Source organism: Acinetobacter sp. NIOH-H-8 (assembly GCF_046635365.1).
Taxonomy (GTDB): Bacteria; Pseudomonadota; Gammaproteobacteria; order Pseudomonadales; family Moraxellaceae; genus Acinetobacter.
This window is the reverse complement of the sequence record NZ_JBHDVN010000016.1, coordinates 1-16,815: the sequence shown is the minus strand read 5'-3', so window position 1 is coordinate 16,815 and position 16,815 is coordinate 1. Positions and strand designations below refer to the sequence as shown.

Sequence of the window (16,815 nt, the reverse complement as noted above, 5' to 3'; positions counted from 1 at the left end):
ATTAAATATTTGCCCAATTCGTGCAGTCAAAAACCGTTAAGGTTGATTGCTTGACGATGTCCAGGTCTTTTAATGTATTTCCATCCAGCTGCAAGTTGTCATCAATATCCAGTAATGGCACCAATACAAAATCACGTTCCAGCACGCCAACATGCGGTACGGTTAACCGTTCATTTTGAATCTGTTCATCACCATAAATAAGCAGATCCAGATCCAAGGTACGTTCACCCCAATGACGTAGACGTATACGCCCAGCTTCCTGTTCGAAGGCTTGCAAACGATCCAGCAGATCCAGCGGTGCCAGATCCGTAATTAACTGCACGACAGCATTAAAATAATTCGGCTGATCTTGTGGCCCCATAGGTGGGCTTTGGTATAGATGCGAGGTTTTGACCTGCCCCAGACTTGCCAACTTTTGCACGGCTTCAGCCAGAATCTGGCGTGAATCGCCGAGGTTACTTCCTAAACCGATATAGGTCACTGTCATTGTGTAGGCCCAAAAATAACCTGGCTTAAATCACGCTGCACCCGTTTACGCTTGGTAATTGGATGGTCTGCACCAATGTCACCGCTGGCACTGGCCGCCACATGAGAAACCGGTTTACTACGCTCATTCTCAAATTTGGCTTTACGTGCACGACGGCTACGTGGTTCCGGTTCATTCACCAGAGGCTCAATCTCGATTGCTACATCTTGTGCAGCCAGACGCTGTTCCAGATGTTCTTCCTGAGAAGCCTTACGACGGCTCTTGGCACGCTGACGGTTATATTGGGCAATGGCACGCTCTTTTTCATCGCTACCCATTTGCTGATAGGCTTCCCACCAGCTTCCCATACCCTGTGCAGTTTCATCGCCTGATTTTTCACGCAGCAACAAAAAGTCAAAGCCGGCACGGAAACGTGCATGACCTGATAATGCTTCAATCTGTTGCGGTTTTGGATTGAGCAAGCGGGTTTGCATTTCCCAGACTTCACGAATGAAAGTTTCCGCAAAGCGTGGAATCACAGTACGGGTAGCCTGACGTTTCAGTACATCCAGTCCTGCTTGCGCACGTGCTTCCGCAGGCACTACCCCTTTAGACAGATAAAAATCACAGCGCTCCAGGAACGGTTGCCATAACAATACTGCATAGAAGAATGCCGGGTTGATGGTCTTACCAATCGAAATACGCTGATCGGTATTTTTCGCTGCCAGTTCAATAAACGCGGTAATGTTTGGCTTGATATCGGCAAACAGCTGACGCCAGATGCCAAAATCAATCAGCATTGGCAACACACGATTTAAATGTCCCATAGTGAACAGCTTTTGCGATTCATCATAAAGACGATGCGGAGATACATCACGTAGAAGCTGGGTCATTTCCGGAGTAAAAATATCCAGAATGGCTTCATCAATACTGAAATTGAGTTTGGCTGCAAAACGTAAAGTTCGCAGCATCCGGACTGGATCCTCCTCAAATCTTAGAGTCGGATCACCCAGTAAACGCAGCGTTTTGTGTTTAATATCATCTACTGCATTGCAAAAATCCAACACGATACCTTTACGTGGCTGGTAATACATGGCATTGATCGAAAAATCTCGACGAGCAAAATCCTGCTCAATGGTGCCCCAGTTATTATCGCGCAGAATCATCCCTGCTGCAGAGGTCACCGCTTTTTTAGGAGGCGCACGGAAAGTTGCCACTTCAACCAGTTCACGGCCCGAATAGACATGCGCCAGCTCGAAACGTCGTCCGATAATCCGACAACGCCGTCCGAACACTTCTTTAACCTGAGCTGGTGTGGCATTGGTCACTGCATCGAAATCTTTGGGATTTAAACCCAGCATCAGATCCCGGACACCACCACCTACGATATAAGCTTCATAGCCTGCCTTGGTTAAGGCATCAATCACATCGAGAATATAAGAAGGTAATTGAGCGGTTGATAAACCACATTTTGACGCGCGCAAAGTTTGCAAAAGACGCTGTCTCCTACGTCTGAACGTAAAATTCTAAGATGACGCTAATCATATCGCTTACACCGCTAAAGGGCAATTTGATTATGTCATTCTCATGGTTCAGATGGATGGCTTATTTACAATAAATTCAGCAGGGTTACAAAGCCAGTTTATCCTTGTTTTTAGCAAATAAGGCCGGTCCGATTCCTTTGACCTGTTGAATATCTTCAATTGTTTTAAATTTACCGTTTTTCTGCCGGTATTCAATGATCGCTTCCGCTTTCTTCTGCCCGATGCCATTTAACTGCTGTAACTGTTCAATACTGGCCTGGTTCAGACTGATTTTATCAGCAGCTGAAGAGGCGGATAATGCAGGTTTAGCCAGATAATGATTGTTTTCAGATACGGGGATAGCAGCAGCGATTTTCTTCTTCAGGCGTGCATCATGTTGCTGCTGACGTACTTTCCATTCTGCATAATCGGTTGCAGTTGCGTGTACTGTTCCAATTGAAGTATAGGCCAGCCAAATACCTAGCAGGACAGTATTAATCCATGCTGGACCTATGCGATGTTGTACTTTTTTCATGAGCGGCTCTTTGTTTTAATTCTAATTTGGCCTGTTCCCAGAGCTGATCCAATTCAGCCAATGACAGGCTTTCCAGATTGAGGTGCTGTTGTTCTGCCCGATCTTCCATCAGGGCAAAGCGGGTCCGGAATTTATGGATCGTGCCCAATAATGCCATCTCGCTTGAGACACCAAGTTTACGACCAACATTCACCAGTGAAAATAAGCAGTCACCAAATTCTTCGAGTATTTCATCGGAATTTTGTCCAGCAACGGCTTCTTTGAGTTCAGCCAGTTCTTCTTCCAGCTTGCTATAGGCACCCGCAACATCTGGAAAATCAAAGCCAATTTTGGCGACATTTTTCTGAATCTCCTCCGCCTGTTGCAGTGCAGGCGCATGCTTAACCTCATCCAAACGAGAACGTGGCTTACCCTGTTTTTCTTTCTGCTTGATTTCTTTCCAGAGCACCGAGACATCTTCAGAGCTCAGCTGTGCAAACTGTTCAGCCTGAAATACATGCGGATGGCGTCGGATCAGTTTATCGGTAATCGCCTGCACCACATCCTGAAAATCAAAAGCGCCCTGCTCGCTATACATTTGTGACTGAAACACGACCTGTAACAGCAGATCACCCAGCTCATCCCGCACTTCATTGGTTTGGCCAGAGCGCACCGCTGCTTCAACTTCATAGGCTTCTTCAATCGCATATTTGGTCAGAGATTCGGGAGTCTGCTGCTGATCCCATGGACATTTTTCACGTAACTCACGCATGACTTGGAGTAATTGTTCCACTGTAAAACCTCTTCTTTACCAAATAGCCGCATTATTTTGCCTGTTTCTTGCTATGCTCAAGAAAAAAAGACAATAAGGAGATCAAGCACATGCACAGTATATTGATTAGTGGTGCAGCACAAGGAATTGGTGCCGCAACAGCCAGGCTATTTTACCAGCAAGGTTATAAAGTCGGAATTTATGATATTAATCTTGAACAGGCAGAACAATTGGCCCAGCAACTCGGTGAACATGCCAAAGCCGGCTTTCTGGATGTAACCGATTATGCTTCTTGGGAAACCGCTCTATCTGAATTCGCACCCTGGGCCGGTGAAATTAATATTCTGGTAAAAAATGCCGGAATTTTATATTCCGGTCCTTTTGAAGAAACGAATATTACCGATCACTATCGTACCCTTGACGTGAATATCAAAGGCGTCCTGAATGGCTGTCATGCTGCTTTGCCCTATTTAAAGCAGGCTTCCTTTGCTCGGGTCATTAACCTGTCTTCAGCATCGGCGATTTATGGCCAAGCGGATCTGGCTTCCTATGCAACTAGTAAATTTGCGGTTCGCGGTTTGACTGAAGGCTTGGATATTGAATGGCAAAAATATGGCATTCGAGTATTCGATGTGATGCCGCTTTTTGTTAGCACTGCAATGGTGAAAGATATGCAGGCTGAAAGTATCAAAAAAATGGGTGTGCATTTGAAAGCTGAGGATGTTGCACAAGATATTTTCAAATTGGCACAGTTAAAGGACTCCATCTGGCAAGTGACGCATCATCCGGTCGGATTCAAGAGTAAGTTTTTATTCCATTTATCTCGAATGAGTCCACAGTTCGTTAACCGGCTGAGTAATTTAATGATTGCCAAACAATAAGAAATATTTTGGGCTTACTCTACTTTCAAATAGCTTGATGAATCTGAATCGTTGGAAATCTTAGACCTTTACAGGAATGCTCACTTTGCCAGGCCACAGTGAGCATGCAGCCCGCTAAAATATAATTCTGATAGGCATAAATTCCAATTTCTGGATGTTCACAACGTCCTCCATCCTGATGTGGATGAATCTGGGTATTCAGCTCATTCAGGTTTATCCGGATTCCAAGTCCTGACGCTTTTAGGACCGCCTCCTTGGTGGTCCAGACTTTAAACCAGTATTCAGGATCATAATCCAATGCCTGCCACTGCTTCAGCTCTTCAGGATGAAAAGCGTGTTGAGCTAAGGCTTCAAAACGTACATTTCGACTCAGCTCTTCAATGTCAATTCCCAAATTCTGAATACGTTTGCTTGTTGCTAATGCATAGAAGTTTTGGCTATGGGTATGATTAAAACCAAAGTCGGGATGGGCTGAAAGATAGGGCTTGCCGTATTTGGTTGTAGTAAAATCTTGATGGTCAATAACACAACCTAAATGTTCAGCCATCAACTGATTACGATAGCTATAAATTAATTGTTTACGCTGCTGAATATAGGTTTTCCGATCTAAGTCTTGTAAATGTCTAAGTCGCGGTGCCAGCGCGATCCAATCAATATGAATAATAGACTTCAAAAATAGTCGCCCTTATAAAAAATGTTAATCTTAGGGCCGTCAGTATAAATCAACCTGATTGCCTCTCTGACAAACTATAGCTAATATCTTAAAATATATTTTAATAAAACTTAAATAAAACAATAAAATATACTGTAAATCAAAATAAATAATTGAGCTTTCAAGCTATTTTTAATCGAATAAAAAATAGTTACAATCCAACTACAATTTTATACATAGAAAAACAGAGGGTCATATGTTTAAGCGAATCATACTCAGTACGACAATTGCTTTACTATCATTTTCAACACAAGCTGGCTCCTGGCTAGAAGCTGCTACTGCAGTTATGGGAGCTAGAAACGGCGCAATCATGGATCAGGCTGAAGCAAATATGGAGCGTAGCCGCGCACAGGCGAATGCTGCTGTTGCACGTGCAGACCGTGCTTATGCTTCTAATTATAATAATGCTTCAAATCAAAATAACGGTGTCTACTCAACAACATACTTAAAAGGATTAGATTGTACAGATTTGGCAGTAGAAGCGCGCAGCTTTGAACGCACCTTAGAGGCAAGTCAAAATGCACTCAACCAAGCGAATGCTCAAGCCAATAATCCTGTTTCTAAATTGGCAGGCATTGCAAGTGGTGCACTATCTGCTTTTGCAGGTCAATCACAAACAGTTGCGCGCGCAACTGAAATTACCAATGCTTTTACTGGTAATAATAATCAAAATAATATTGCTGCTTCTCAAGCCGATGCTGACGTAGCTTTAGCTAATCTTGAAAATATCCGTATTTATCAAAAAGCAAAAAAATGCTCAATCTAAAATATGAATAAAAAAAAGCCTGCTTTCGCAGGCTTTTTATTTAAATATGGCAATTAACCACGTTTAAATTTTTTCTCGGCTTTTTTGAATTTCTGTACATAACGACGGCGACGCGCAGCAGTACGTTCATCCAGTTGTGACTTGCGGCCTTCAAACGGATTCTCTGAAGTTTTAAATTCAATTTTTACTGGTGTACCTTCAAGTTTGTACACTTTACGAAATACGTTTTCCAGGTAACGGCGATAATCTGCAGGTGTCTTATCTACTTTATTACCATGAACCACGATAGTCGGTGGATTCTGTCCGCCCATATGCGCATAACGCATCTTAATACGACGACCTTGTACAGTAGGCGGTTGGTGTGCTTCAGTGGCATCATTCAGGATCTGGGTCAACTTCGCTGGTGATACTTTCAGATGTGAAGAATCATAAGCACGGTGAATCGATGGATACATCTCACCGACACCTGTACCGTGTAGCGCAGAAATCAAATGGATTTTCGCCCAAGGAATAAAGTCAAAACGACGCTCCACATCGAGCTTACATTGTTTACGATCATATTCGGACATGTTGTCCCATTTATTGATCGCAATCACCATGGCACGGCCAGCTTCCAATGCATAACCGATCAGGTGCAAATCCTGCTCTACAATGCCTTCACGGGCATCCACCACGATCACCACTACGTGCGCATCTTTCATCGCCTGCAAGGTTTTCACGATTGAGAATTTCTCAATCATTTCATCAACCTTACCTTTACGGCGTACCCCAGCGGTATCGATCAAAGTGTATTGACGACCATCACGCTCAAAAGGAATATAGATTGAGTCACGCGTCGTTCCTGGCTGGTCAAACGCTACAACACGCTCTTCACCCAATAGACGGTTTACTAGTGTCGATTTACCTACGTTTGGACGACCAATAATTGCAAGACGTAGACCAGTATTCTTGTCATGTTCTTCCGGACTTTCATCTTCAGGCACATCTTCAAGTACTTCTTCCAGCATTTGCTGTACACCACGGCCGTGGCTAGCAGCAACCTGCATAGGCTCGCCCATACCGAGTTTATAAAACTCGACCAAAGCAGCTTCGGCATGCACGCCATCAACTTTGTTGGCTACAAGGAAAACCTTTTTACCTAAAGTACGCAGTTCACGAGCAATCTGTTCATCAGATGCCAGAAGTCCGGCACGTGCATCGACCACAAAAATGATCATGTCAGCTTCATGGATCGCAGTTTTAGACTGCTCAGCCATATAGGAGTCAATACCGCCTTCATTTTCACCGATACCACCAGTATCCACAACAATGAAAGATTTGTTTTGATAGATCGCATCGCCATATTTACGGTCGCGTGTCAGACCTGCAAAGTCTGCCACCAATGCGTCACGGCTCTTGGTTATCTGGTTAAACAGAGTTGATTTTCCGACGTTCGGACGACCAATGAGCGCAATTACGGGTTTCATAGATTAACCTTTATTCAATATCAGGCTGTCTAAAAATGGCCTGAACATCAGAAAGTTTTGGAAGAAAAAGGGAATAGGATTAAAGCCTAAAATAAATAAAAACACGGGGCATTGAACATTCAATCACCCCGCGTAAAAAATACGGTTGGTTTATTTTAGCATAAGCCAAACAAAAATTAACGATTCTGCCAGATGCTTAATGCACCCTTGCGTGTAGAAACATAGAGCTGGTTGTCAATTACGCGTAAATGACGCACTTCACCAGAAGTTTTAGCACGGCCAATAATCTGCCCTGTTGATGGATCCAGCAGGTGCAATACCCCGTCTAAATCACCTACGACAAGTTCAGTTCCCAACATTACTGGATTGCTCAACTGACGATTCAACAACTGGTCATTTTCCCATAAAGGCTGACCAGTGGTAATTTCATAAGCGCTGATTTTACCGTCGGTTTGGGCAACAAAGACACCATTACCAACCACTTCCGGACGCTGGATACTGCTGGCATCTTCACTCCAGATCACCTGTTGTGAAGCCAGATCAAATACAGTCACCTGACCTTGATAGCTGGTGGTCACAATAAACTGACCTGCTACGACAGGATCACCGTCAATATCGATCAAACGCTGAATGTCCGAACGACCATCCGAGATCGCAACACGACGCTGTAATTTAGGCACGCCACTTAAGGCATCGATTGCATAAATATAAGCATTTGAAGTCGCAATCAATACATTACGCGCGTCTAAAGGCACCGGAGCCGCCATGCCACGCAGGCTAAACTGGACATTCGGTAAATCATAGGTCCAGACCTGAGCGCCTGAAGCCACTTCGTGGGCATATACAGTACCGTCATTGGTAACAGTAATTACGTGACCTGCATGAATTAGTGAAGGCGCCAAGATGGCACCAGTTAATTGTGCAGTCCAGCGTTGTTCGCCAGTCTGCTGATCTAGCGCGATCAATTGGCCTTTATTGCTGCCAACCACCACGATCCCATCAGCGGCTTCAACGCCAGAGCTTAAAGTATCTTTGCTGACTTTTTTCTGCCACAGGCGCTGCTTGCCATTAAAAGCAGTGACTTCACCCTTAGGGTCGATCGCAAATACGACTCCGTTATCCGCATCCAGACGTAAACGTAGCGGATCAGCCTTCTCTGTTGAAGAAACACTGGTCGAAAATACAGGAACAAGTGTTTTAGTCTGACTGATTTTTGGAAGTGGATTCGGTTTTACTTCTGGTACTTTATTGGTCTTACCCGCACAGCCAGCGAGTGCAAGAGTTAAAACAGTTAAAGCACAGGTGATTTTATATGTTCTGTTCATTCAGCTTCTTCCACTTGTGTTTCTATAATTGGGCGTTCGATTTCCGGGTCATCGACCAACACGCCTACGCTTTCGAGCTTAATTTGTAAAATTTGACGTTCTTCTTTACGTTCAATCAAAGCATCCCATGCACTTTGATATACTTTTTTGGCATTTTCAATATCATTTTTGGCAACATAGATATCGCCACGTGCTTCATCCGCTGTTGCTTTAAATGCTGGTTCAGTCACTGCATCTAAAGTTTTCAGAGCTGCATCATATTTTTTCTGTGCTAATTGTGCATAAGCCAGACGCAATTTAACGACCTGAACCAGGCCTTTATCGTCAACTTTAGAGTTTTCAACTTTTTGTAGTGCTCTCTCAGCGGCAGCATAGTCCTGCTTGTCATAAGCCAGTTTCGCCATGACCAACTGGGTTTGAATCGCTTGGGCTGAATCCGGTGCTTCTTTGACAATCTTGTCTGCAGTTTCAGACAGCTTGGCAAAAGCATCACCGTCTGCGGTCTGCGCTTCATCCATCAATTGCTGAACCTTGGCGGTCTGCATTTGCGATTCCGCCAGGTTTTTCTTCTGCCAATATTCCCATCCGAAAAAGGCAATCAGCGCAACCAGAATCCCGATAATGATCGAAGAACCATACTTCTTCGTGAAGGATTTTAAACTTTCAAGTTGTTCATCATCAGTCATTGCGCTCATGCGATTACCTTTTTCCTAATGTTTTATCGATTATTTTGAAGAAATTTTAGTACTGAAAAATGCGACAAAGTCAGCAAATGGCACAGTAGATTGCTCTGCAGTCGCCAGCTCTTTCACCGTAAAGCTTTGTGCTTCAAGTTCACGCTCACCGATAATGGCTGCATATAAAGCACCGGCCTGATCGGCTTTTTTCATTTGCGATTTCATTGAACCTTGAGAGCCGACTTTCAGGCGAATGTTACTGCCTGCAGCTTCCAATTGATCACGAATCTGTTCAGCCAATACCAGTGCTTTACCCTGAGAAGCAGGATCAGCAACCAGGAATACTTCGCAATCACGTACTGGAGTATTGTCTTCAACCTGTTCCAGTAGAAGCAATAAACGCTCCATCCCCATCGCGAAACCAACTGCAGGCACAGATTGATCCGCTTTGCCTTTCAATTGACCGACTAAGCCGTCATAACGACCACCGGCACATACAGTACCTTGCGAACCCAAATGAGTCGTAGTCCATTCAAATACGGTTTTGTTGTAATAATCCAGACCACGCACCAGTTTCTGATTGATCATGAAGTTAATACCAGCATCAGTCAGGTATTGTTGTAACTGGTTGAAATGCGCAAGTGTTTCTTCGCCCATAAAGTCATGCAGTTTAGGCGCATTTTCCAAGATGCTTTGTGTTTTGGCATCTTTGGAATCCAGAATACGCAGTGGATTAGTCGTCAGACGGCGCTGAGAGTCTTCATCCAGATCTGCTTTATGCGCCTGCAGGAACTCTACCAGTGCCGCACGGTAATTCGCACGTTCGTCAGACTCGCCCAATGTATTCAGTTCAAGTTGAACTTTGTCAGCAACGCCCATACGTTTCCATAGACGTGCGGTCATCAAGATCAGTTCTGCATCTTGATCAGGCGTTGCCACACCAAAGGTTTCCACGCCAAACTGGTGGAACTGACGATAACGGCCTTTTTGTGGTTTTTCATAACGGAACATCGGTCCGATATACCAGACTTTCGGGGTCGCACCGCGAAGCAGGTTATGTTCCAGCATCGCACGTACACAGCCTGCTGTACCCTCAGGACGTAAAGTCAGAGACTCAGGCGGATTACCTTTGTCCAGGAAGGTGTACATTTCTTTTTCAACGATATCTGTGGCATCACCGATCGAACGTTTAAACAGATTGGTCTGCTCAACCATCGGCAAACGAATCTGTTGATAGCCATAGGCATCCATCAGACCTGACAGATGCTGTTCAAGACGTCTCCAAGCTGGGGTTTGCGTTGGGAGAATGTCATTAAAACCTTTGATTGCGACGATTGAACTCATGATCTACTCAGAAAAACTTGTGCGAATAATTTCTTTTGATTTGGCTTCTTCAAGCTCGGAAACACGTTGACGAACCATTGATTCGATTTCATCAACCAGTTGATTGGTATCGATTAAATGGCTCTTTTCACCATTACGATACACCAGTGAGCGCGGACTTGCACCTACTACACCAATATCGGCTTCTTTGGCTTCACCCGGACCATTCACTTTACAGCCAATCACAGACACATCCATCGGAACACGAACATCTTCCAGGCGTTCCTCAAGGGTCTGCATCACTTTAATCACGTTAAATTCCTGACGTGAACAGCTTGGGCAGGCAATGAAGTTAATTCCGTTAGAACGAAGGCCCAGCGATTTCAAGATATCAAAACCGATCTTGATTTCTTCTTCAGGCTCAGCTGCCAGAGAAATACGCATGGTATCGCCAATGCCTTCCATCAGCAGACCACCCAAAGCAATCGCTGATTTTACTGAACCGGTACGATATACGCCTGCTTCAGTCACACCGAGATGCAATGGATTATCAATCTGTTTAGACAGCAGACGATAAGCATCCATAGTCAAAAACACATTTGATGCTTTGACCGATACTTTGAATTCATGGAAATTCAGACGATCCAGAATGTCGATATGACGCATCGCAGATTCCAGCAGTGCTTCACCTGTTGGCTCGCCATATTTTTTCTGGATATCTTTTTCCAGTGAACCGGCATTCACGCCAATCCGCATAGAAATGTCGTTATGACGTGCTGCTGCCACGACTTCACGAATCTTGGCTTCTGAACCGATATTCCCCGGGTTAATACGCAGACAGTCTGCACCCAGATCAGCAACAGCCAGCGCAATTTTATAGTCGAAGTGAATATCTGCGACCAGTGGTACGTCAACTTGCTTACGGATTTCACCAAATGCAGCCGCTGCTTCCATACTTGGAACAGAGACACGCATGATGTCTGCGCCTGCATCCACACAACGCTGAATTTGAGCAACAGTTGCTGCGACATCGCAGGTTTCAGTATTGGTCATTGACTGAACAGTGATCGGTGCATCACCACCGACATAGACAGAACCGACACGGATTTTACGTGTTGGACGGCGCTGAATTGGATTTACGATCATGATTTCGCCCTATATGCTCACCATTAACGTGATAAACGGAAATCTGCTTTTCCGTTAACCGTATAAGGTGACAATGCAATACTTTCATTATTTAAACTGAGTGATACTGCTGTCGCATCATCCAGTCGGATCTGGAATGGCGCTTCACCGTTCAGCTCTAAAGTAGATGCCTGACGGCCAGTGGCCAGCACGTTACCGCCTGCATCTACAATATGCACAGAGGTCGGACGGCTAAAATCAAGCTTGAGCTGATCACCGGACATGGCAGCACCCGCATCCAGATTTAAAATTTCGACATCAGAAGAGGTGTCCGCAACTTCGGCACTATTCTCGCTGCTCTCTGACCAGTTCTGAATCATCGCGACCAGTGCACCCAAGATCAGCACCACAACCAGTGCAATCAGGCCACGCTTTAACCATTTGCGGTTACGATCACGCTTTGAACCTGGCAATTTACCCATGATCTTGATTGGAGAATCTTTCAGGGCATGCGTTGCAACCATACCGGTATCATTGGCATAAATTTCATCAAAACGCTGAATCAGGCTAGATGCATCGACACCGAGATATTTGGCATAGGTGCGGTAATAGCCCTTGATAAAGGTTGCTTCAGGCAAGGATTTATAATCATCCTTTTCCAAGGCATTCAGGGTCTTTACCGGAATATTGAGTTCTTTGGCAACGTCTTCAAGCTCACGTTGCTGATTAATACGAATCTTGCGTAAGTACTCGCCTGGACGCTGAACATTTCCTAACGCGTTTGGAGCTACGCTCGAATTATTCGAATCTGAATTAGGATTTACTTCCATACGGCCTCAGTACTGTACTGTAATTGCAAATAACGTTGGTATTCCGGGCTTTCAGGGAACAATGCACGTAATTGATTGACCAATACCTGCATGCCTAACTGATCGCCACTGGCACGCGCAGTGCGAATGCCAATCCAGAGCGCACGGGCACTCTGGTTTTTCTGCCCCACGCCACGTACAAACTGTTCATACATTTGAGTCGCGGCCGGGAACTGCTGGTTCAGATAAAAAATTTCTGCCAACTCTAACATTGATATATACGAAGCGCGATTAGCCTGTAGTGCCTGTTTGAATGATTTTTCAGCATTCGCCAGATCCCCCTGTTTCAGGTAAATCCGCCCCATATTTTCAAGGGCACGAAATCGCTGGTCATAACCTAAAGTTGCGCCAGCAATTTCGAACTGCTCAATCGCATCTTTATAGCGCTCAAGCTGATATAAATAGGTGCCGTAGTTATTTCGTGCCTGGGCATTCTTTGGATCTGCCGAAATTGCACGCTTGAAATAACCTTCGGCTTTTTCAAGATTAGGTTTACTGCCTTCCTGCTGAAGCAGCACCCCCATCATCATATTGGCTTGCGAATCACGCGGATTAGTTTCCAGTGCCTGATCCAGCGCACGTTTGGCTGAATCCAGATCACCGTTTTTAAGATATTCAACCGCCAACTGAGTACGAACCTTGGTGGCTTTTTCCGGATCCTTCTGACCTAGATCTGGCGTTTGACACGCAGTTAAAACCAAAGACCCACATACTACTGAAACCAAAGCAAGTTTAGATGTCAGACTACTCAATTGGCGACCTCTTGTTATCCTTGTGAGCGCATAATCTCATTGGACTGCGCAATTTTCTTTTTCCACTGTTCCGCACGACGGGTACGGTCAGCAACTTGTCCTACCAGTTGTCCACACGCAGCGTCGATATCATCACCACGTGTCTGACGAATCGTACACACAAAACCGGCATCAGACAAAGTTTTTTGGAAAGAAATAATCCGGTTACGGCTTGAACGGCCATATGGCGCATGCGGGAACGGGTTAAATGGAATCAGGTTAATCTTGCTTGGCAGATCTTTGAGCAGCTTGATCATCTGCTGGGCATGTTCAGGCTTGTCATTTACGCCATCCAGCATTACGTATTCGATGGTTACGTGCTTACGCGCACTTTCATTACCATCTTTAGTGATATAACGCTGACAAGCGGCAATAAGCTGCTCTAGCGGATATTTTTTATTGATTGGCACCAGTTCATTACGCAGTTCATCATTGGTTGCGTGTAATGAGATCGCCAAAGCCACATCAATATCTTGGGCCAACTGGTCAATTTTCGGCACGACACCAGACGTTGAAAGCGTCACGCGGCGTTTAGACATGCCATAAGCAAAATCGTCCAGCATAATGCGCATAGAATTTAATACAGCGTCATAGTTCAGCAATGGCTCGCCCATACCCATCATCACCACGTTGGTCACTGAACGCTCACGCTCAGCCACAGGCACTTCTTCCATATAGGAATAGTTGGCCATCCACAACTGACCGATGATTTCAGCTTGAGTCAGGTCACGCTGGAAACCTTGCTTACCGGTTGAACAGAATGAACAGTCTAGGGCACAGCCCACTTGTGAAGAAATGCACAGGGTCTTACGTGAGCCGGTTTTGTCTTCTGCCGGAATCAACACGGTTTCAACCAGAGAACCGTCACCATCACCGACACGGAACACCCATTTACGGGTACCGTCTTTGGAATAGTTTTTATGCACCACTTCTGGCGCTTTAATTTCACAAATCTTTTCGAGTTTTTCACGCAGCTTGCCCGAGATATTGGTCATCTCGGCAAAATCAGTCACGAAATACTGATGAATCCATTTCATCACCTGACCGGCACGGAACTTCTTCTCGCCCATATCTTCGAAGAATTTTTCCATTTGCGGACGTGACATGCCTAGTAAGTTCACTTTTTCCACAGAATTTTGCTGTGCAGGAGTGGACGGAGATTGTTGCTGTGCATCAGAAACTGCTGATGTAGCGACCACTTCAGTACTCATGTGTATACCTAAACCATGTCTAAAGATGAAAGGAGAAGCTCAATATCTGAGCAAAGAATTATTCAGAGAATAAAAAAACCAGATAAGTATAATAACACTTATCTGGTTTGAATACTGCGTATTAACGAGTACGTGGAGCAATCTCAGTTTGCGCGAAGAAGTAGTTAATTTCGCGGTCAGCAGATGCTACAGAGTCAGAACCGTGAGCAGCGTTTTCGTCGATGCTTACAGCGAAGTCTGCACGGATTGTACCAGGAGCAGCTTCTTTAGGGTTAGTCGCGCCAAGGATGTCACGGTGAGCAAGAACAGCGTTTTCGCCTTCAAGAACTGAAACAACAACTGGACCAGAAGTCATGAATGCAACTAGGTCACCGAAGAAACCACGTTCTTTGTGCTCAGCGTAGAAGCCTTCAGCTTCAGCTTGAGTCAGGTGTTTCATTTTAGTCGCAACGATTTTAAGACCTGCTTTTTCGAAACGAGCAAAGATGTCACCGATGTGGTTTTTAGCAACTGCGTCTGGTTTTACGATAGATAATGTACGTTCAATAGCCATGATTGGCTCCTTAAGTCAATTGTTGACATGAAAATTTGCCGCATTATACCGAATAATGGACTTTTTTCTGCCTTTAAACTGTAAAAAAATTGCTTTTTTCAAACTGGCAATTAACGTGCTTCGTCAATCCATGCCATTTGAATAGCTTCCAGAAGCCCTTCGGTTGATTTGGTTGGATCGTCTTCAAAATCAGGAAGTGCACATACCCAGGCATGCAGGTCGGTAAAGCGAACCCATTGCGGATCCACGTCTGGATGCGCTTCATACAATTCAATCGCGATATCGAGGGTATCTGTCCAACGTAAACCCATGTCTATTCCTAAGCCTATTTACTGTGATGTAGTACTTTAGCAAATCTGCAAAATTCTGCGAGTCTTTGCCGGATCATCTCGTGATTTTTTACAACATGATATTAAAAAAAGGTGCCGTAAATACAATCATGGTGGCCACCAGCGCGCCCAATATGGCTCCTACCGCCACATCACTTGGATAATGCAAGCCTAAAACCATTCGGGAGATCGCGACCAGAATGGCAAATGGCAACATTAAAAACAGCAAAAAAGGTACGATATAGCCCAGCACAATGGTCACCATCACTGCATGCAAGGTATGTCCCGAAGGAAAACTAAAATGATCCAGCGGATGCTCACAGAGCCGAATCACCTGATGAACCTGATAAGGACGTGGACGTACTGTTTTGGTTTTTAGAAGTTTATAAATCAGAGTTCCGACCATACTGCCAAACACCAGATAAACAATCTGCAAGGTATACATCAAACCCTGAATCAGCCAGACGGCAATGAGCATCAAATACCAGAATACGCCATTGCCCAACCGGCTAATGATTTTGAAAAAAGCTGCAATGCGTTCTGAATGTGAAAAATGATTAAGATAAATACAGCCTTTTAAATCAATTTCTAAAAATTTTAGTTTTGCATTCTGAAATTTCATTGTAGAGCTCTTATTGTTTTATGCCCTGTATTTCAGGTTTTGCACGACTGAAAAATAGAGCTTGTTCAAATTGACACATGAGATAATCGCCATTCACCTTTTTAGTTTCTTAATGCCTACATCCTTCTGTAATCGTTATAAATCGCTTAATTCAGACATCTAACAGATGAATTCTTGCCACTATCTCAACCTACTCAGCCAACCTGTCCAATCATGTTGCACCTGTAAATCAGTACGTCCATGATCATTAGCGATCACTGCTCCACCGCTGGCCATCGCCTCCTGCACTATATTTTCTAACCTTTCAATCCGACCAATCCTTGAATTGTTAATAGATGATTTATGTGTACTGATATTTATTGAAATAAGTCTGGATCACTACATTCAATTCATTCTTTGAGATTAATTATCTAGCCTTTAACAAAACCTGAGAAAGATCGAATGTGCTTCGAGTATAGTGCAGTTATAACGCCTAAGACTTTGGTGAAAATGTATCTGGAAGCCGGTCCTTGCCTTGCTCTTGCTCAAAATTTGGTTATTCCCAAGCATTTAAAAGTTAATGAGATATAACTATCCATACTTTTGATCAAGTATGAAATTAAGGTGTGACTGTTTTATGAATTGATTTTTTAATATTTAAAGAAAGATATAATTTTCAAATTGATTAGAAATTGCTTTACTTCTTTTGGCCGGAACTAAAATAAAAAAATATGGGTTAGCTTTTATACTATTCTTCGGCTTTGTTGCACAAAGATTTGAAATACAAAGCGCCCCTAATTGAGCCAAATTTAAGGCGTAACTTGGGTAAGTGGTCGACCTAATTCCGTAAATCTGTTAAGGACTGCTACACGTGCATGGATCTCATTCACTTGGCTATCAAAACTCCTTGC

Annotated in this window: 18 protein-coding genes and 1 pseudogene; 2 read left to right on the top strand and 17 right to left on the bottom strand. The window is 44.1% G+C overall.

Features of this window, described 5'->3' with window-relative positions; all coding sequences use genetic code 11:
* Window position 1 precedes the first annotated feature (1 nt).
* The 4 genes from folK to mazG all read right to left on the bottom strand — a co-directional run bounded on the left by folK (window position 2) and on the right by mazG (window position 3,296).
* Window positions 2-487 (bottom strand): 2-amino-4-hydroxy-6-hydroxymethyldihydropteridine diphosphokinase, encoded by a 486-nt coding sequence (gene folK / locus ACEWB7_RS08425; protein ID WP_411580586.1) that lies wholly within the window; start codon window positions 485-487, stop codon window positions 2-4.
* Window positions 484-1,959: a polynucleotide adenylyltransferase PcnB gene (gene pcnB, locus ACEWB7_RS08420; protein WP_411580585.1), complete on the bottom strand. Its 1,476-nt coding sequence runs from the start codon at window positions 1,957-1,959 to the stop codon at window positions 484-486. The genes folK and pcnB overlap by 4 nt, the downstream gene beginning before the upstream one ends.
* A gap of 136 nt (window positions 1,960-2,095) precedes the next feature.
* Window positions 2,096-2,524 (bottom strand): ComEA family DNA-binding protein, encoded by a 429-nt coding sequence (locus ACEWB7_RS08415; protein WP_291358557.1) that lies wholly within the window; start codon window positions 2,522-2,524, stop codon window positions 2,096-2,098.
* Window positions 2,484-3,296, bottom strand: coding sequence for a nucleoside triphosphate pyrophosphohydrolase (mazG, locus tag ACEWB7_RS08410; RefSeq protein WP_395526721.1), 813 nt, complete (start codon window positions 3,294-3,296; stop codon window positions 2,484-2,486). Before mazG ends, ACEWB7_RS08415 begins: the two co-directional genes overlap by 41 nt.
* Window positions 3,297-3,385: 89 nt before the next feature.
* Between mazG and ACEWB7_RS08405 the strand changes: the two genes are divergently transcribed.
* Window positions 3,386-4,156, top strand: coding sequence for an SDR family oxidoreductase (locus ACEWB7_RS08405; protein WP_411580584.1), 771 nt, complete (start codon window positions 3,386-3,388; stop codon window positions 4,154-4,156).
* A 25-nt stretch (window positions 4,157-4,181) separates the two neighbouring features.
* On the opposite strand, the gene ACEWB7_RS08400 is transcribed toward ACEWB7_RS08405, so the two are convergent.
* The gene (locus tag ACEWB7_RS08400; protein WP_411580617.1) at window positions 4,182-4,802 is read right to left on the bottom strand and encodes a 4'-phosphopantetheinyl transferase family protein; all 621 of its coding nucleotides are present in this window, start codon (window positions 4,800-4,802) and stop codon (window positions 4,182-4,184) included.
* Window positions 4,803-5,064: 262 nt separating this feature from the next.
* On the opposite strand from ACEWB7_RS08400, the gene ACEWB7_RS08395 reads away from it, so the two are divergent.
* Window positions 5,065-5,634: a hypothetical protein gene (locus ACEWB7_RS08395; RefSeq protein WP_411580583.1), complete on the top strand. Its 570-nt coding sequence runs from the start codon at window positions 5,065-5,067 to the stop codon at window positions 5,632-5,634.
* Between the two features lie 53 nt (window positions 5,635-5,687).
* Here the strand turns inward: ACEWB7_RS08395 and der are convergent, their stop codons facing one another.
* The 12 genes and pseudogenes from der to ACEWB7_RS08335 all read right to left on the bottom strand — a co-directional run.
* The gene (der, locus tag ACEWB7_RS08390) at window positions 5,688-7,100 is read right to left on the bottom strand and encodes a ribosome biogenesis GTPase Der (protein WP_004782108.1); all 1,413 of its coding nucleotides are present in this window, start codon (window positions 7,098-7,100) and stop codon (window positions 5,688-5,690) included.
* Window positions 7,101-7,276: 176 nt separating this feature from the next.
* Window positions 7,277-8,425 carry an outer membrane protein assembly factor BamB gene (gene bamB / locus ACEWB7_RS08385; protein WP_411580582.1) on the bottom strand — a complete coding sequence of 383 codons (1,149 nt, stop codon included), beginning with the start codon at window positions 8,423-8,425 and terminating at the stop codon, window positions 7,277-7,279.
* On the bottom strand, window positions 8,422-9,120 hold the full coding sequence (locus ACEWB7_RS08380; protein ID WP_411580580.1) for a YfgM family protein: 699 nt from the start codon (window positions 9,118-9,120) through the stop codon (window positions 8,422-8,424). The genes bamB and ACEWB7_RS08380 overlap by 4 nt, the downstream gene beginning before the upstream one ends.
* Window positions 9,121-9,150: 30 nt before the next feature.
* The gene (gene hisS, locus ACEWB7_RS08375) at window positions 9,151-10,446 is read right to left on the bottom strand and encodes a histidine--tRNA ligase (RefSeq protein ID WP_411580579.1); all 1,296 of its coding nucleotides are present in this window, start codon (window positions 10,444-10,446) and stop codon (window positions 9,151-9,153) included.
* A 3-nt stretch (window positions 10,447-10,449) separates the two neighbouring features.
* Window positions 10,450-11,571 carry a flavodoxin-dependent (E)-4-hydroxy-3-methylbut-2-enyl-diphosphate synthase gene (gene ispG, locus ACEWB7_RS08370; protein WP_004782104.1) on the bottom strand — a complete coding sequence of 374 codons (1,122 nt, stop codon included), beginning with the start codon at window positions 11,569-11,571 and terminating at the stop codon, window positions 10,450-10,452.
* 23 nt (window positions 11,572-11,594) lie between these two features.
* Complete coding sequence (locus tag ACEWB7_RS08365; protein ID WP_034703520.1) at window positions 11,595-12,380, bottom strand: helix-turn-helix domain-containing protein; 786 nt, start codon at window positions 12,378-12,380, stop codon at window positions 11,595-11,597.
* On the bottom strand, window positions 12,371-13,144 hold the full coding sequence (gene pilW, locus ACEWB7_RS08360; protein WP_373683619.1) for a type IV pilus biogenesis/stability protein PilW: 774 nt from the start codon (window positions 13,142-13,144) through the stop codon (window positions 12,371-12,373). The genes ACEWB7_RS08365 and pilW overlap by 10 nt, the downstream gene beginning before the upstream one ends.
* A gap of 41 nt (window positions 13,145-13,185) precedes the next feature.
* Window positions 13,186-14,421: a 23S rRNA (adenine(2503)-C(2))-methyltransferase RlmN gene (gene rlmN, locus ACEWB7_RS08355; RefSeq protein ID WP_005232136.1), complete on the bottom strand. Its 1,236-nt coding sequence runs from the start codon at window positions 14,419-14,421 to the stop codon at window positions 13,186-13,188.
* A 121-nt stretch (window positions 14,422-14,542) separates the two neighbouring features.
* Complete coding sequence (ndk, locus tag ACEWB7_RS08350; RefSeq protein ID WP_004782097.1) at window positions 14,543-14,974, bottom strand: nucleoside-diphosphate kinase; 432 nt, start codon at window positions 14,972-14,974, stop codon at window positions 14,543-14,545.
* A 110-nt stretch (window positions 14,975-15,084) separates the two neighbouring features.
* Complete coding sequence (gene iscX, locus ACEWB7_RS08345) at window positions 15,085-15,285, bottom strand: Fe-S cluster assembly protein IscX (protein WP_005232138.1); 201 nt, start codon at window positions 15,283-15,285, stop codon at window positions 15,085-15,087.
* Window positions 15,286-15,373: 88 nt separating this feature from the next.
* Window positions 15,374-15,925, bottom strand: coding sequence for a phosphatase PAP2 family protein (locus ACEWB7_RS08340; RefSeq protein WP_004782094.1), 552 nt, complete (start codon window positions 15,923-15,925; stop codon window positions 15,374-15,376).
* Window positions 15,926-16,713: 788 nt separating this feature from the next.
* Window positions 16,714-16,815, bottom strand: a pseudogene (locus ACEWB7_RS08335) (IS5/IS1182 family transposase); the annotation flags it as partial.

Coding starts and splice junctions, on each gene's coding strand:
- folK (WP_411580586.1), bottom strand. CDS start 487: ATGACAGTGACCTATATCGGTTTAGGAAGTAACCTCGGCGATTCACGC.
- ACEWB7_RS08415 (WP_291358557.1), bottom strand. CDS start 2,524: ATGAAAAAAGTACAACATCGCATAGGTCCAGCATGGATTAATACTGTC.
- ACEWB7_RS08405 (WP_411580584.1), top strand. CDS start 3,386: ATGCACAGTATATTGATTAGTGGTGCAGCACAAGGAATTGGTGCCGCA.
- ACEWB7_RS08395 (WP_411580583.1), top strand. CDS start 5,065: ATGTTTAAGCGAATCATACTCAGTACGACAATTGCTTTACTATCATTT.
- der (WP_004782108.1), bottom strand. CDS start 7,100: ATGAAACCCGTAATTGCGCTCATTGGTCGTCCGAACGTCGGAAAATCA.
- bamB (WP_411580582.1), bottom strand. CDS start 8,425: ATGAACAGAACATATAAAATCACCTGTGCTTTAACTGTTTTAACTCTT.
- ACEWB7_RS08380 (WP_411580580.1), bottom strand. CDS start 9,120: ATGAGCGCAATGACTGATGATGAACAACTTGAAAGTTTAAAATCCTTC.
- hisS (WP_411580579.1), bottom strand. CDS start 10,446: ATGAGTTCAATCGTCGCAATCAAAGGTTTTAATGACATTCTCCCAACG.
- ispG (WP_004782104.1), bottom strand. CDS start 11,571: ATGATCGTAAATCCAATTCAGCGCCGTCCAACACGTAAAATCCGTGTC.
- ACEWB7_RS08365 (WP_034703520.1), bottom strand. CDS start 12,380: ATGGAAGTAAATCCTAATTCAGATTCGAATAATTCGAGCGTAGCTCCA.
- rlmN (WP_005232136.1), bottom strand. CDS start 14,421: ATGAGTACTGAAGTGGTCGCTACATCAGCAGTTTCTGATGCACAGCAA.
- ndk (WP_004782097.1), bottom strand. CDS start 14,974: ATGGCTATTGAACGTACATTATCTATCGTAAAACCAGACGCAGTTGCT.
- iscX (WP_005232138.1), bottom strand. CDS start 15,285: ATGGGTTTACGTTGGACAGATACCCTCGATATCGCGATTGAATTGTAT.
- ACEWB7_RS08340 (WP_004782094.1), bottom strand. CDS start 15,925: ATGAAATTTCAGAATGCAAAACTAAAATTTTTAGAAATTGATTTAAAA.